This window comes from Burkholderia sp. JPY481 (genome assembly GCF_038900515.1).
Taxonomy (GTDB): Bacteria; Pseudomonadota; Gammaproteobacteria; order Burkholderiales; family Burkholderiaceae; genus Paraburkholderia; species Paraburkholderia youngii.
Genome location: NZ_JAYMRT010000003.1, coordinates 86,365 through 100,471 on the forward strand (window position 1 = coordinate 86,365; position 14,107 = coordinate 100,471).

The window sequence follows — 14,107 nt, forward strand, 5'->3', positions numbered from 1 at the left end:
TACGTTTTCGGACATGGCTGCTTACCTGGCAAAACCCCGAATAGCGTTCTCGAACGCATCAACGGTACGGCGATGTGCCATACAATAATTGCAGCTCGCGAGGCTGTCCGAAGCCCTCGAAGCTTCGGGCCCGAGCCGACCATTTTCGACGTGAATTCAGGTGGAGCGCTGCATGCCTTTTCCGGCAAAAGACTACGGCTGCGCCGGCTGGCGCGGCGAGATGGCGCGACGCATCAGCGAATTCGACTGGCGTGCGACCAGCCTCGGCGCGATCGAAAACTGGCAGCGCAGTCTGAACTCGACGGTCCTGACGATGCTCGCGTCGCCGATGCCGCTCGTGCTGCTGTGGGACGAGCCCGGCTACATGATCTACAACGACGCCTATGCGGTCTTCGCGGGCGGCCGGCATCCGTATCTGCTCGGCCGTCCGGTCGAAGACGGCTGGCCGGAAGTGGCCGACTTCAACCGTCATGTCATGGTCACCTGTCTCGCCGGCGGCACGCTGTCGTATCGCGACAAGGCGCTCGTGCTGCTGCGCGACGGCAAGCCGGAAGACGTGTGGATGGATCTGTACTACAGCCCCGTCGCGGGTGACAGCGGCGCGCCGGCCGGCGTGCTCTCGATGGTCGTCGAAACCACCGGGCGCGTGCTCACCGAGCGCCTGCGCCAGCAAGCCGAAACCGAACTGCACGAGACCAACGAACGCCTGCAGCTTGCGCTGAACACCGGCGCGGTGCTCGGCACCTGGGTGCTCGACGTGCGCACGGGCGAGGTCACCGGCGACGAACGCTTCGCGCGCACCTTTTCATTTGGGCGCGATACAGCGTTGAAAGGCGTCGCGCGGGATGCCGCCACGCAGATCATCCATCCCGACGACCAGGAGCTCAACGACCGCCTGACCGCCGAAGCGATCCGCAGCGGCGAGCCGTTTCGCGCCGAGTACCGGATCCGGCGTCCCGACGGCGGCTATATGTGGGTGCAGGCGAACGGCCGCTGCCAGTTCGACGAACACGGCGAACCCACGCGTTTTCCGGGCGTGCTGATCGACATTCACGAGCGCAAGATCGCCGAACAGCAGCTTCTTCAGCTGACCGAAACACTCGAGCAGCGCGTCGCCGATTCGATCGCGGCGCGCGCGCTCGCCGAGGAGCAGCTGCGCCAGGCGCAGAAGATGGAAGCGATCGGCAGCCTGACGGGCGGCGTCGCGCACGACTTCAACAACGTGCTGCAAGTGATCAACGGCAATCTGCAGATGCTCGCCGCCGACGCCGACGACAACCCCGTCACCCAGCGGCGTCTCTCCGCCGCGACCGATGCCGTCAGACGCGGCGCGAAGCTCGCCGCGCATCTGCTCGCGTTCGCGCGGCGTCAGCCGCTGTCGCCGACCGTGCTGAATCCGCGCCGCCTGCTGACCGGCATGAGCGAAATGCTGCACCGCGCGCTCGGCGAAACGGTGCGGATCGACACGGTGCTCAGCGACGATCTGTGGAACGTGCAGGTCGACCGCAACCAGCTCGAAAACGCGCTGCTCAATCTCGCGATCAATGCACGCGACGCGATGCGCGCCGACGGTGTGCTCACCGTGCGCGCGACCAACCGCACGCTCGACGCCGCGTTCTGCCGCGGCAAACCCGACCTGTCGCCCGGCGAATACGTGGAGTTCTCGGTTGCCGACACCGGTTCGGGGATGCCGCCCGAAGTGCTGCAACACGTGTTCGAACCGTTCTTCACGACCAAGCCCGACGGCCACGGCACCGGCCTTGGCCTGTCCATGGTGTTCGGCTTCGCGCGTCAAAGCGGCGGACAGGTGTCGATAGAAAGCCAAGTGGGACGCGGCACGACGGTGTCGCTGTTCTTTCCGCGCTGCTGCGAGGCGGAGACGCCGGAGACCGTCGACGGCACCGCGGCGTCGGTCGGCGGCGGCGAAACGATACTCGTCGTCGAGGACGATGCCGACGTGCGGCTGACCGCGGTCGAAATGCTCGCGCAGCTCGGCTATAAGGTGCTGACCGCATCGAACGGCGACGCGGCGCTCGAGTTTATCGACAGCGACATGCCGATCGATCTGCTGTTTACCGACGTCGTGATGCCCGGCAAGCTGAAGAGCGTCGAGCTCGCGCAACGCGCGGCCGCGCGCATGCCGCCTCTGCCCACGCTGTTCACATCGGGCTATACGCGCGACGAAATCGTCCACCACGGCAAGCTCGACGCGGGTATCACGCTGCTATCGAAGCCGTACCGGCGCGACGATCTCGCCCGCATGGTGCGCAACGTTCTACGTGCGGGCGCCGCCAGCGCGGACCGCGCGGCCGAGATGCGAGAAGCGGGTATCGCCGCATGCGTTCCGCCCGCGGCGTACGAAGCCGTCAACACGTACGGCGTCACGAAGGCACCGCAGAAAACGTCGAAAAAAGAGCCGAAGAAAAAGCCGCCAAAGGCGACCCAGCCGCGCGCGGCCCAGGAAGCCGCACGCGTGCTGTTCGTCGAGGACGACAGCGAATCGCGCGAGGCGCTTGGCGAACTGCTCGGCGCGCTAGGTCTCGCGTGCACCGCGGTCGCGAGCGCGGAAGCAGCGCTGCCGCTCGCGACCGCGCAACGCTACGACGTGCTGTTGACCGACCTCACGCTGCCCGGTATGTCCGGCGACGAACTCGCGCGCGCCGTGCGGCAAGTGCAGCCCGCAATCCGCGTGCTGCTGGTGTCGGGCTACGGTCGCAGCGCGGAGATCGGGGCGGCGATTCCGGGTGCGCGGCTGCTCGGCAAGCCGCTCGATATCGCGCAGTTGCGGCACGAGTTCGCGCAATGGCTCGATCACACCGAAGCGACGTCCTGATCTAAATACCGAACCTCTGCCGCCGCGGCGTAGGTGTCTTCATGATGCTTCAGATCGACCGGAATAACGGGCTTTTCGCGAGCGCTTCGGCGCCGTCCGCATTGCTGAGGAATTTCTCCGTGTAGATGTCGCGCTCGAACAACTGCCCCTGCATCAGCGCGCGGATCGACGCTTCGATCATCACCGGCGGTCCGCACAGATACGCCTTGTGGCCACGAAAATCGCCGCCGAAATGCGCCTTCGCGGCCTCGTGGACGAAGCCGCGAAAACCCTCCCATGCACTGCCTTCGGCCTCGTTCGACAGCGCCGGCACATAGGTGAAGTTCGCGTGCCGCTCGGCAAGCTCGGCGAACTCGTCGTGGTAGTACAGTTCCGCGCGATCGCGCGCGCCGTACACCAGCGTGATCGGCCGCGTGTCGCCCTGTTCGAGCAGATCGAGCAGCATCGAACGCGGACTCGACAATCCCGAGCCGCCCGCGATCAGGATCACGGGCTGCGGGTCCGACGCACGCACGAAGAAGCGGCCGAACGGACCGCTGAAACGCAGCGCGTCGCCGGGCTTCAGCGCTTCGTGAAGATAGCCGGTGCCTTTGCCGCCCGGCACGCGCCGCACGTTCAGTTCGATCAGCGTCGACGAACCCGGTTTGCCGGCGAGCGAAAACGCGCGCGGCGTGTCCTCGCCGGGAATGTGCACGTTCACGTACTGCCCCGCCTGAAACTCGATGCCGTCGCCGTCCAGTTCGACGAAGATGCCCTTGATCGTCGGCGTCAGATCGATGCTGTCCTTCACGCGGCCGGTGAAATCGCGGACCGGGAAGTGGCGCGCGTCGGCGTCCTCGTCGATATCGGCTTCGATCGTCAGATCCGATTGGGCGGTCGCGCAGCACCCGAGGCACTTGCGTTCGTCGCGCTCGAAATCCATCAACGCGAACGGCGACGCATTGCCGTGCTCGATCTCGCCGTCGACCACCTGCACCTTGCAGGTCGCGCACAAACCGTGGCAGCACGCGTGCGGCAGCCAGACGCCGGCGCGCAGGCAGGCGTCGAGAATGGTCTGTTCCTCGGCGATCTCGATCGTATGGCCGATCGGCTCGATGGTTAGCTGGTAGCTCATGTCAGCGTCTCCTGTTTCTCTGATCCGGTGAACCCGCGGCCTAGCTGCACGATCCGCGAATGCCGGTCAGACCCGGCGTGCGAAAACGGATCAGCGCCTTGTGACGCAAGCCGTTTTCTTCGAGCGTCCGATCGAACACGGGCGTAAAGCGCTCGTTCGAGCGGAACCATTCGATATCGTCGAGCATCACCTTCTCCCAGTCGGGATGCGCGGAATAGATGCCGGGCAGCACGTCGTTCGCGAGCGTCGCGAACGTCATTGTCGGCGGCACCGGAATGCAATGCGGCGCACAGAACATCAAATGATCTTCCCAGCCGATGAACAGCAGCCGGTTGCCGTGGAAGTTCTCCTCCCGGTCTTTCACTTCGCCCGTGTAGCCTTCTCTGAGCGCGATAACTGACATGGTGTGTCTCCTTGGTATTCGGTTGGCGTGGGCGAATCACGCAGCCTGCGCGGCCGGCGTGCTTTGCGATGCGGTATCGGTCGCGCTTTCCTTGGTCCCTTCGCCGCCGTGACTCGGCTTGCCGGTCCAGCGCAGCCAGTTCTTCCTGTCGGGCGAATCCTCGAATTCGTGGCCGTCCGCGCCGACGTTGATGTGGTAATAGCGCAGCACTTCGGCGAGCGGATCGAAATCGGCGGCGCTCGGGTCCGCGTCTTTCTCGAAGCAGTTGCCCTGATAGATCTGATGCACCGGCAACCAGGCCTGAACGTATTTCTCCGGCTCGTTGTCGAAGATGTCCTTGCAGCCGTCCGAGCAGAAGTGATACTTGTTGCCGAGATAGTCGCTTTCGCGGTAGCAGGTTTTGGTCGGATCGTCGGGCTCGGTGAAGGCCATCGGGACCTGGCAGACCTGGCACAACATCGGCAGCGTGTTGTTGTAGAAGCGCTTGCCCGCTTGCTGCTGCTCGCGCCAGTACTCGAAGCGCGGACGATACAGCCTGTCGAACGTCGCCGGATACTTTTCGGCGAGCCAGTTCATTTCGTCATCCGACGGAATCCATGTGTGCATCGCCGCCGCGTGCGTGTAGTTGTAGAAGATGCCCCACGCCTCGTGTGAAATGCGATCCTTCTCCTTCGACGCGACCTCGTGATACCTCGGCATGCGAATGCCGTAGCGTTCGAGGTCGTGAAACAGCGCGCCGCCGTTCTTCTCGAAGTAGGTTTCCCATGCTTCCTGCCACGACATGATCCGCTTCGGCAGCATGTAGTCCATCATCATCGCGACGAGCGTCAGCAGCCGGTAGCCGCGCCAGAACCATTTGTCGATCCACTTCTGGATGATCGGCACGTTGCCCGGGTCCTGTTCGAGCAGGAACTTCACCACTTCGAGTCCGAGCGTCATATGGCGCGATTCGTCGGACTGCGCGGAGAAGCCGAACGTCACCGTCGCCATGTCGCCGTTGAAGGCGGCACCCGACATAAACGGCATGAACAGCAGATTGGTCAGCACGTATTCGAACGAGAACGAGATCGCGGTAACGAACTCGAACGGGCCGGCGCTCATCGCGTCTTCGAAATACGACTTCGGCACCGACAGATACCAGACCCGGTCGTGCATGTGCTTGAAGTCGTGAAAGCCGTTGAAGAACTTGTTGTAATGGCTGATCGTATGAACCTGTGTCTGCGCGTGACGCAGCTCGTCGATCGCCTGCATCTGACACGCGATACGCGCGCCGGCGGCGCGAAAGTTGCGGCCGGCCAGCGCGAAGCCGCGGTGCGCCGCATATTCGAGCGGACTCACGCCGGTCAGGAACAGCTTCAGCGCGTTGATATAGCGCGGGTCCGTCACGTTGAACTGGCCGTTGTTCTGCTGGAACGCGTCGATGATCGCGTACAGCTTGCGTTCCTTTTCACCCTGATATTTCCAGTAGGCGTCCATCGTCAGACGGAACGGGTCTTCCCATTTGTCCCAGTCGTGGACCTTGATGCCTTCGAAACGGTCGTATGGAAAGACCTCGTCCATCCGCTGATAGGTCGTGTCCCAGCCAAGGCCGCGCGTCAGCATCGCGTAGTTTTCCTTGATGCTCAGTTTTTTCGGCGTCGTATTCGTGGTGCTCATCGTGCGTCTCCCATGCGATTGATCGCGGCCGCTCAGGCCTTCCATTCGAGAATGAATTCGTCGTCGGTCTCGTCGATGTTGCCGCCGAGCGAAATAAGATTGAGTTGCAGCTCGCGCAGATCGAAGTCGCGGCCGATGCGCTCCTCGATCGACTCACGCCGGATCACGAGCCGACCGACCGCGTCGATCTTGACCATCGCCGGAAACGCGTTGACGACGGCGTGCGGGTTGTCCGCCTCGATCGCCTCGATGATCGGGCGCGAGTCGTCGTTGGCCTGAAACGCGATGAATACGGAATCAGCCATGTTTGGCCTCCCCGGTTTGCTGTTCTGCGTGCTCCGCCACGAGCGGCACGCCCTGCTTCCGCATGCGCGCATCGAACGCCTGGGCGATATCGGCGAACGCCGCTTCGGCTTCGTCCGCGCCGAGCGCTTCCAACGCCAGCGGGCACAGCGCATCGAGCACGCGCGAGCGCCACTGCGCGATCCACCGGCCGAGCAGCACAGCGTTATCCGTCGACTCCGCCACCGCGGTCTTCAACGTCGCATCGACCCAGCGGCTCGTTTCGTCGTACCAGGTGCTCGCGAACTCGTTCAACATGCCGATTGCCGCGCCGTAGTCGCGCGACAGACGCTGGTCGATATGCCGATACACGAGCGGATACAGCAGACCATCGAGCACGACGTTCTGCGCGACGAAGGTTTCGAACCAGTCCTGCACGACCATCATGTCCTCGACCAGCCGGCGCAGGGCCTGCCACAGCGGATCGTCGAGCCAATGCGCCTTGCCAACGACCAGTGACGCGCCCGAATTGCCATCGAGCAGCAGACCGATACGCGACAGGTACTGCGCGATGCCGAGCCGGTCCATCGCATGAAACATCGTCGCCTGCGTGATCGCGGTGCCCCAGCCGTAACCGGTCACGAAGCAGTTGTTGGTATTGGCCGCCCATTCGATATGGCGCAGCGGCACCATCAGCGCGGCGATCCGCGCTCTCGCGTCGTCGGGCAAGTCGGCGAGCAGACGCCGCCGCGTGACGAACTCGATGTTCTTTTCCATCGCATCCTGCTGCCGGGCGCGCGCGATCGTGTACGCGCCGTAGTAGTACTGGCGCGGGTCCTTGAACGCGTACCAGTCGTTCATGCGGATCGCCGTGCGGCCTTTGTCGTAGAGCGCGAAGTCCGGCTGCCACAGCGGGCGATAATGAAAGTTGTCTTCGGGCTGCAGCTCCAGCGTCGCTTCCTGATAGCGCGACGCCGGTTTGTCTGCGCCGAGCCTTCTCGCGACGTGCGAGAAAGTCTGGCGGATCTGCTGAACCGAGGACGTCTTGATGTCGATCTGCATGCGGTGTCTCCTTGTCTGTTATGCGGGGCCTTCGACGGTCATGCGCGCTTCATTCGCTGACACCCGGCTCGCCGTAGCGCCACTTCAGTTGTTCGAGATCGAGCGCCGCGGCTTCGTCGTCGCTCAATTGGCACACGCGATGATTCGCGCAAAAAGACGCGAAGTCGTGAGCGCTCATCACGAGCTCGACGCTCAGGCCAGGATCGCCAATCGAAAAATCGAACTCGACGAAACCGTCGTCGCGCTGCTCGCGCACGCGGACATAGCGCCGCGTGACGTCGAAGGGTCGCGAGACCGGTTCGGCGTGGGGTGTATGCGAGGGCATCAGTGTCTCCAGATGGTTTTGCGTTATCCGTCACTGCACGTTTTGGTTCAAATCGGCGGCAGCGCGCCTATTAACGCAACTGCTATGCCAACGAACCCGGAAAGACCGCGCTCCGTGCGGCGAAAGGCGCACAATCCCTTGTGAATCAATGCCCAAACATAGAGCGGCGATTCGCGCGGCGCAGGCGCGGCGAAACGCGCGCGGGCGCGGGCTCGATCAAATGATCGAAACGGCCGCTTGCACGCGTTGCGCAACCGATCAATTCGTTATCAGGGAACACCCGGAGGCGCTCGTCGCGCGATTCGCGATACAGCACCGCGCGTGGCATTGCATACTGACGGCCGGCATTTGCCGGCAATCCACATAGACAAGCAGTTGGAGACGAATTGAGATGGCCACCCGAAGCAAGCCCGCGGCGAGCCCGCGCATGTCGATGGTCTCGCCCAAGGGCGACTGTGTGGACAGCCTGCGCTATCCAGACATCGCGGACCTGATGTCCCGGCTGCACTTCGCGCCCGGCGACGGGCGCATCTGGCTCGGCGATCAGCGCATGCTGCTCGTGCACACGGGCTCGGTCGGCGTGATGCGTCGCGAGCTGATCGACAGTCTCGGTATCGACGCGGCGCGCGGCCTGCTCACGCGCATGGGCTACAACTCGGGTGCACGCGACGCCGAACTCGCGCGCAAGGCGCGTCCGGATAGTTCGATTACCGAAATGTTCGCGGTCGGCCCGCAATTGCACATGCTCGAAGGCATGACCGTGGTCGAGCCGGTGCGGCTCGAAATCGACGTCGAGAAAGGCCAGTACTACGGCGAGTTCATCTGGAAGAACTGCGCGGAAGACGAGGAGCACATCCGTATCTACGGAATCGGTGCGGAGCCCGTGTGCTGGACGCAGATCGGTTATGCGTCGGGCTATACGAGCGTGTTCATTGGACGCCCGGTCATCTATCGCGAGGTCGAGTGCCGCGCGCTCGGGCAATCGCAATGCCGGATCGTCGGCAAGCCGGTCGAGGAATGGGGCGACGAAGCCGCCGACGATCTGCGCTTCATGCAGGCGCAGTCCTTCACGCAGGGGCTGTCGGCCGCGGCGGTCAAACGTGAGGCCAGGCACGCCCCAGCCGTCGCCCTGCTCGGCGGCACCCCGCCGCCCACGCCGACCGCATTCGGCGACGACAACATGGTCGGTGCGTCGCCCGGTTTCAATGCCGTCTGCCATATGATCCGGCGCGTCGCGAACACGCGCGCGACCGTGCTGTTTCTCGGCGAGAGCGGCGTCGGCAAGGAAGTATGCGCGCGTACGCTGCATCGGATCAGCGCATGCAGCGACGGTCCGTTCGTCGCGGTCAATTGCGCGGCGATCCCGGAGGCGCTGGTCGAGTCGGAGCTGTTCGGCGTCGAGCGCGGCGGCTTTACCGATGCGACACACAGCCGGCCGGGCCGCTTCGAACGTGCCGACGGCGGCACGCTGTTTCTCGACGAGATCGGCATTCTGAGCCTGACCGCGCAGGGCAAGCTGCTGCGCGCGTTGCAGGAAGGCGAGATCGAACGGGTCGGCGATACGCAGACGCGCCGCGTCAACGTGCGTGTGATCGCGGCGACGAACCTCGACCTGAAGGACGAGATTCGCGCCGGACGCTTCAGGGAAGATCTGTATTTCAGGCTCAACGTGTTTCCGATTCGCGTGCCGTCGCTGCGCGAGCGGCGCGAGGACTTGCCGGTGCTGCTCAATCACATGCTGCACAAATACCGCGAACGTCACGGGCGCGACGTGACCGGCTTCACCGGCCGCGCGCTCGATGCGCTATTGAGCTACGGCTGGCCCGGCAATATCCGCGAGATGGAGAACCTGGTCGAGCGCGGCGTGATTCTCGCGCCGGACGGCGGGGCGATCGACATCGGCCACCTGTTCACGAGCGGCGAAACCATCGACGCGCAGATGTTCGGCCTCGGCACCAACGGCTCGCTGATGCCGTCGGGCTCGCTGCTCGATCAGCAGGCGGGCGGCAGCGGCGAAGCGGAACGCGTTGTCAGAAAAGTGAACGATCTGCTGATGGGCGCGAGCGGCGACATCGATCCGACCTCGCTCGACGATATCGAAACCGCACTGCTGAAAAGCGCGGTGCAGCGCGCGCAGGGCAATTTGTCGGCGGCCGCGCGCACGCTGGGGATTACGCGGCCGCAGCTGGTTTATCGGCTGAAGAGTCGCGGGCTGCGGGTGTAGGCCGCCGAATGCAACGCTAGCATCATCGGAGGCGAAGCAATTGGCGGTTCAGCGGGCCAAACCACGCGTAAATCCGGAATTAGAAGGAACCGCCCAAACCGTAAGATCGCCGGGAACCGGTCAGTTAGGCGTTGGCGGCATGTTAGATCTTCCTCTTTCCGATGACGCGTGGGCGCGCATCAGTCATCTGTTCCAGCAGGACCCGAAGAAACGTTTGGGCCGGCCCGCGCGTCCTCCGCGCGAGATTCTGGACGCGATTCTGTGGATCGTCACGCGCAACGAGAAATGGCATCGGCTGCCCGGCACGTTTCCGCCGTCGCAGACGTGCTACATCAGGTGGCTGCAATGGCGCCGCACCGGCTTGATGAGCGCGATTCTCGACGAGCTGGGCCTGAGCGCTTGCGCGCTCGCATCGGCATCGTGCGCGGACGCGGCGCCTTCGGCGGGGCCGCAAGCCGACGCCTGAAATCGTGGCCTGGAATGGCATATATTGTGGGTAAGGATGGGTACCCGCGACGGCGCGGCCAACTGCATCAGCCGTGCGCGCGGGTATGATGCCGGGCGCGGTATCCACCGCGGCCGCTTCCGATGCCGCATCTTTTGCCACGAGAACCATCATGCCTGCCCAACACGACGAAGCACCCGGCGCTCACGACACGAACAACAAGCCGAAGCGCAAGACGCTGTCCCTGTCCGTGCGCAATCTCCTGATGGTCGCCATTGGCGTGGCGATGTTCGCGATCGTGTCGGGCGTCGTGCTGTACAACCCGATCATGTACGGCGACGAGATCCCGAACTTCGGCATCATCCTGATGCTGACCGTGCCGGTGATCGCGGGCGTCGCGTTTCGCGTTGGGCTCGACGCGTGGCTCGATCGCGAGTGAGCGGCAACAACACCGCACCCTCCCTCCGTTGCGCGGTTATGCCGCCTTGACCGGCAATACGACCCACACTTCGAGGCCGCCCCCTTCGCGCGGATGAAACTGCAGGCCGCCGCCATGCAGCCGTGCGATCCGCTCGACGATCGACAGCCCCAGCCCCGTGCCGCCGCTGTGCGCACGCGCATTGCGGCCGCGCTGGAACGGCGCCTTCAGCTTTTCCAGTTCCTCTGCCGTCAAACCCTTGCCGCGATCGGCGACCGCGACGGTCACCGTGTCCTGCTTCGCCCACGTGCGTACTGCAAGCCCGCTGCCGCCGTAGACGATCGCGTTCTGCATCAGGTTCATCAGCAGCCGCATCATGCTGACCGGCCGATAGGGAACCGCCGGCAAACTGCCCAGCGACAGTTCGAACTCGTGCCCGAGCCCAGCGAAGTCGCCCGCGAGCCGTTCGATCAGCGCATTCAGATCGCCGGGCTGCGCTTCCTCGCGCTCGCCGCTGCCCGCGTAGTCCATGAACTGCTGCAGGATCGTCTCGATCTGATCCAGATACGATTCGGCGGCGATCACGAAGCTGCTGTCGGCCCCCTGCGGCATCGCCATCGCCATCGACAGGCGCAGCTTCGTCAACGGCGTACGGATGTCGTGCGAGATGCCCGCGAGCATCAACGCACGCGTCGCTTCGGCGTCCTGTAACGCGCGCGTCATCTGATTGAAAGCGCTGCCCACGGCGGCGATTTCTGCGGGGCCGTCGGTCGGCAGCGGCGCGGGCAGATCGCCGGCGCTTACGCGCCGCGCTGCTTGCGTGAGCTCGTGCAAGGGTTCGTTCAGATGCAGCTGGATCGCATAGCCGGCGAGCGCGGCGAGCACGCCGAGACCCAACGACAGAAAGATCGCCGCTTCGAGGCCGCTGCCCTGCGCGTCCTCGGGAACCGGCAGCGCAATCCAGTACGGCGCGCTCGCCAAACCCGCCGCGTTGCCGGCGCCGGCAAGCGATCCATGCATGCGAATCCACAGCCGCTGAGCGCCCTCGGTCTGCCAGCGTGCGGGCATATCCGCGGGCAGGTGCTTCTGCAGGCTGTCGATGAACACGCCGCGCTGATAGGTGCGATACGCGTGCAACAGATCGTGCGGCGGCGTGTCGGTCGCTTCGGGCGGCAACTGCTCGCGCGCGTCGAGACGCGCGGTCAGCGCCGCGCGCGAGGCGGGCGGAGTGGCCGCGAGCAGGTTGTCGAGCGTCGTCACGTAGGTCGCGAACACGGCCGCCGCGCGCTCGACGCGCGGCCGCTGCACGTAATGCAGCAGCACGACGATCGAGCAGATCTGGCTCAGCATCACGAGCGCGATCAACAGCGCGATGTTGCGCGCGAGCAGCGTGCGCGGCAGCAGCCTGCGTGACAGTGAGCGCATCATGATTCCACATCGGCGACGAGCATATAGCCGACGCCCCAGACGGTACGAATGAAACGCGGCTTCGACGGGTCGTCCTCGACGATCTGCCTCAGCCGCAGCACCTGCACGTCGATGCTGCGATCGAGCGCGTCATGGTCGCGCCCTCGCGCTCGCGCGAGCAGATTGTCGCGGCTCACCGCGCGATTCGGCGACGACGCGAGCGCGACCAGCAGCAGCATCTGCGCGGAATGAATCTCGAGCGGCTCACCCGCGCGCGATAGCTCCTGCTTGCCGACGTCGAGCGTGAAGTCGCCGAAACGCACGCGCTGCGAGGTCACCGTGACGTCGCCGGCGGCCATCTTCTGGCGGCGCAGCAGCGCGTTGATTCGCGCCACCAGCTCGCGCGGCAGGAACGGTTTCGCGAGGTAGTCGTCGGCGCCGGTTTCGAGGCCGGTCACGCGATCGAGCGGATCGCCCTTCGCGGTCAGCATCAGGATCGGCAAGGTCTGCCCTTGCGCGCGCAGCTTCGCGCAGATCTCCAGGCCGTCCTCTTCGCCGATCATCAGATCGAGGATCAGCAGATCGAACGGCTCGCGCTCCAGGTAGCGGTTCAGACGCTTGCCGTCTTCGGCCGCGCGCACGTCGAAACCGTGACCGCGCAGGAAGCGCAGCAGCATGTTGCGCAGCTCGGCTTCGTCGTCGAGCACGATGATCCTGGCGGGGCGTTCCATTCGAATGCTCCTGTCCGAGCCGCTCAGTGTGCGGCGCCGCGTTCCTGCATGAACGCCTCGATCTGCGGCAGCGTGATGTAGCCGGCCTTCTGCGTGTCGATCTCATCGAAATGACGCGCGAGCATCGGCATGCCGGCCGCCGCCTGGTCGCGGGTCAGCTTGCCGTCGTGCGTGGTGTTCGCGGTTGAAAAGCGCATCTGCAACTGCTGCTCCATGCGCTCCATGCGCTGCTGGCTGATACCTTGCGGCGCGGCGGCCTGAGCGAACGTGACGGTGGACGCGCAGCACAGCAGCACGGTGGCGAGCAACTTCTTCATGACTGACTCCTTCGGTTGGAACATCGACCGTCGCCTGGCTGGGTGCCGCGATCCGTTTCGATGACAGGCCGAATTCTTGGTCAGACGCCGCGCGATCGCAATTCAAGAATCGTGTCGAATCATGTCACGGCGCCGGGTGCCGGTGCAGCGTGACATCGAATGAAATGAGTTTGCGGTTTCGTTTCGCGGGCCTGCTGCGTATCGTTCCGTCTGCCGTCCGTCGGCTTTCCCGCATCAGGAGTCCCAAATGAGTATCCGCCTCGCCTGTGCCTCGACTTTCACCGCCATCGGTCTCGCCTGTTCTTCCGCTGCCTACGCGAGAGTCGTCGTGTATCTGCCGGCCGCCGTGGTCTACGCGCCGCCGCCGCGGCCGGTCTACTACCCGGTGCCGATCAATCCCGTGTACGTGTCGGCGCCGCCTGTCGCCGTTCCGGTGGCGGCCGCGACCATCGTCGCGGCGCCGCCCGTACAACCGGCGAACGCCTCAGCCGCCGCTGCGGTCGTGCCGCCCGCGCCCAACTATGCGGTGGTGCCCGCACCGACGGTCAGCTATGCGCAACCGCTGGTGATCGTGCCGCATTGAAAATGCGTTCAGGGTCCTCGCGCGGGCGGTTCCGATCGCCCACGGCCGGGCCACGCCGTTGACTCAGCATAGGACACGCGCCTGGCGCGCACGCCTGGTGAATTCCCGTTGTCTGGTTGAAAGGTAGAGCGCCGCCGCGGCGCGTGGGGCGTCGCGCGTAAAGCTTGCATGGAGTTTGCCGCTTCTTACCATCGCGCAGCGCGCGAGGCGCGCGCCCGATCTGGCGCTTCGCGCCGTCACGGCTGATTTTGACTAGATTAAGGCGGGATGGAACGGAGCTTGCTCCCTTTTTAGGTTCGCGCGCCTC

General features: G+C 64.6%; 14 protein-coding genes. 5 read left to right on the plus strand and 9 right to left on the minus strand.

Annotation, left to right across the window (positions count from 1 at the left end; genetic code table 11):
- Positions 1 to 172 precede the first annotated feature (172 nt).
- The gene (locus VSR82_RS09735) at positions 173 to 2,833 is read left to right on the plus strand and encodes a response regulator (RefSeq protein WP_429457389.1); all 2,661 of its coding nucleotides are present in this window, start codon (positions 173 to 175) and stop codon (positions 2,831 to 2,833) included.
- A gap of 49 nt (positions 2,834 to 2,882) precedes the next feature.
- Here VSR82_RS09735 and VSR82_RS09740 read toward each other — a convergent pair whose 3' ends face one another.
- Genes VSR82_RS09740 through VSR82_RS09765 form a run of 6 tightly spaced genes read right to left on the minus strand, consistent with a single transcriptional unit; the run spans position 2,883 to position 7,675 of the window.
- Positions 2,883 to 3,947: an NADH:ubiquinone reductase (Na(+)-transporting) subunit F gene (locus VSR82_RS09740; protein WP_429457387.1), complete on the minus strand. Its 1,065-nt coding sequence runs from the start codon at positions 3,945 to 3,947 to the stop codon at positions 2,883 to 2,885.
- Between the two features lie 40 nt (positions 3,948 to 3,987).
- Positions 3,988 to 4,350: a phenol hydroxylase subunit P4 gene (locus tag VSR82_RS09745; RefSeq protein WP_410851765.1), complete on the minus strand. Its 363-nt coding sequence runs from the start codon at positions 4,348 to 4,350 to the stop codon at positions 3,988 to 3,990.
- Between the two features lie 36 nt (positions 4,351 to 4,386).
- Positions 4,387 to 6,006, minus strand: a complete 1,620-nt coding sequence (locus tag VSR82_RS09750; RefSeq protein ID WP_429457384.1) for an aromatic/alkene/methane monooxygenase hydroxylase/oxygenase subunit alpha — start codon at positions 6,004 to 6,006, stop codon at positions 4,387 to 4,389.
- Between the two features lie 32 nt (positions 6,007 to 6,038).
- Positions 6,039 to 6,311 carry an MmoB/DmpM family protein gene (locus tag VSR82_RS09755; protein WP_129957605.1) on the minus strand — a complete coding sequence of 91 codons (273 nt, stop codon included), beginning with the start codon at positions 6,309 to 6,311 and terminating at the stop codon, positions 6,039 to 6,041.
- Entirely contained in the window at positions 6,304 to 7,350 is a 1,047-nt protein-coding gene (locus tag VSR82_RS09760; protein ID WP_498857661.1) for an aromatic/alkene monooxygenase hydroxylase subunit beta, read from the minus strand. The genes VSR82_RS09755 and VSR82_RS09760 overlap by 8 nt, the downstream gene beginning before the upstream one ends.
- 49 nt (positions 7,351 to 7,399) lie before the next feature.
- A complete protein-coding gene (locus VSR82_RS09765; RefSeq protein ID WP_368585784.1) occupies positions 7,400 to 7,675 on the minus strand; it encodes a phenol hydroxylase subunit in 276 nt (91 codons plus the stop codon).
- A 391-nt stretch (positions 7,676 to 8,066) separates the two neighbouring features.
- Here VSR82_RS09765 and VSR82_RS09770 point away from each other — a divergent pair, with 391 nt between their 5' ends.
- The 3 genes from VSR82_RS09770 (at position 8,067) to VSR82_RS09780 (ending at position 10,783) form a co-directional block, all read left to right on the plus strand.
- Positions 8,067 to 9,899, plus strand: a complete 1,833-nt coding sequence (locus VSR82_RS09770) for a sigma 54-interacting transcriptional regulator (protein WP_429457380.1) — start codon at positions 8,067 to 8,069, stop codon at positions 9,897 to 9,899.
- A 139-nt stretch (positions 9,900 to 10,038) separates the two neighbouring features.
- A complete protein-coding gene (locus tag VSR82_RS09775) occupies positions 10,039 to 10,365 on the plus strand; it encodes a transposase (RefSeq protein ID WP_429457378.1) in 327 nt (108 codons plus the stop codon).
- Between the two features lie 151 nt (positions 10,366 to 10,516).
- On the plus strand, positions 10,517 to 10,783 hold the full coding sequence (locus tag VSR82_RS09780) for a hypothetical protein (protein WP_368585787.1): 267 nt from the start codon (positions 10,517 to 10,519) through the stop codon (positions 10,781 to 10,783).
- Between the two features lie 36 nt (positions 10,784 to 10,819).
- Here VSR82_RS09780 and VSR82_RS09785 read toward each other — a convergent pair whose 3' ends face one another.
- From VSR82_RS09785 to VSR82_RS09795, 3 genes are read right to left on the minus strand one after another with little or no spacing between them, the layout of a single operon-like run.
- Positions 10,820 to 12,190, minus strand: coding sequence for an ATP-binding protein (locus tag VSR82_RS09785; RefSeq protein WP_429457376.1), 1,371 nt, complete (start codon positions 12,188 to 12,190; stop codon positions 10,820 to 10,822).
- A complete protein-coding gene (locus VSR82_RS09790) occupies positions 12,187 to 12,900 on the minus strand; it encodes a response regulator (protein ID WP_368585789.1) in 714 nt (237 codons plus the stop codon). The genes VSR82_RS09785 and VSR82_RS09790 overlap by 4 nt, the downstream gene beginning before the upstream one ends.
- 23 nt (positions 12,901 to 12,923) lie before the next feature.
- Positions 12,924 to 13,217, minus strand: a complete 294-nt coding sequence (locus tag VSR82_RS09795) for an EF-hand domain-containing protein (RefSeq protein ID WP_368585790.1) — start codon at positions 13,215 to 13,217, stop codon at positions 12,924 to 12,926.
- Between the two features lie 247 nt (positions 13,218 to 13,464).
- Between VSR82_RS09795 and VSR82_RS09800 the strand changes: the two genes are divergently transcribed.
- Positions 13,465 to 13,800: a hypothetical protein gene (locus VSR82_RS09800; protein ID WP_429457372.1), complete on the plus strand. Its 336-nt coding sequence runs from the start codon at positions 13,465 to 13,467 to the stop codon at positions 13,798 to 13,800.
- Positions 13,801 to 14,107 lie beyond the last annotated feature (307 nt).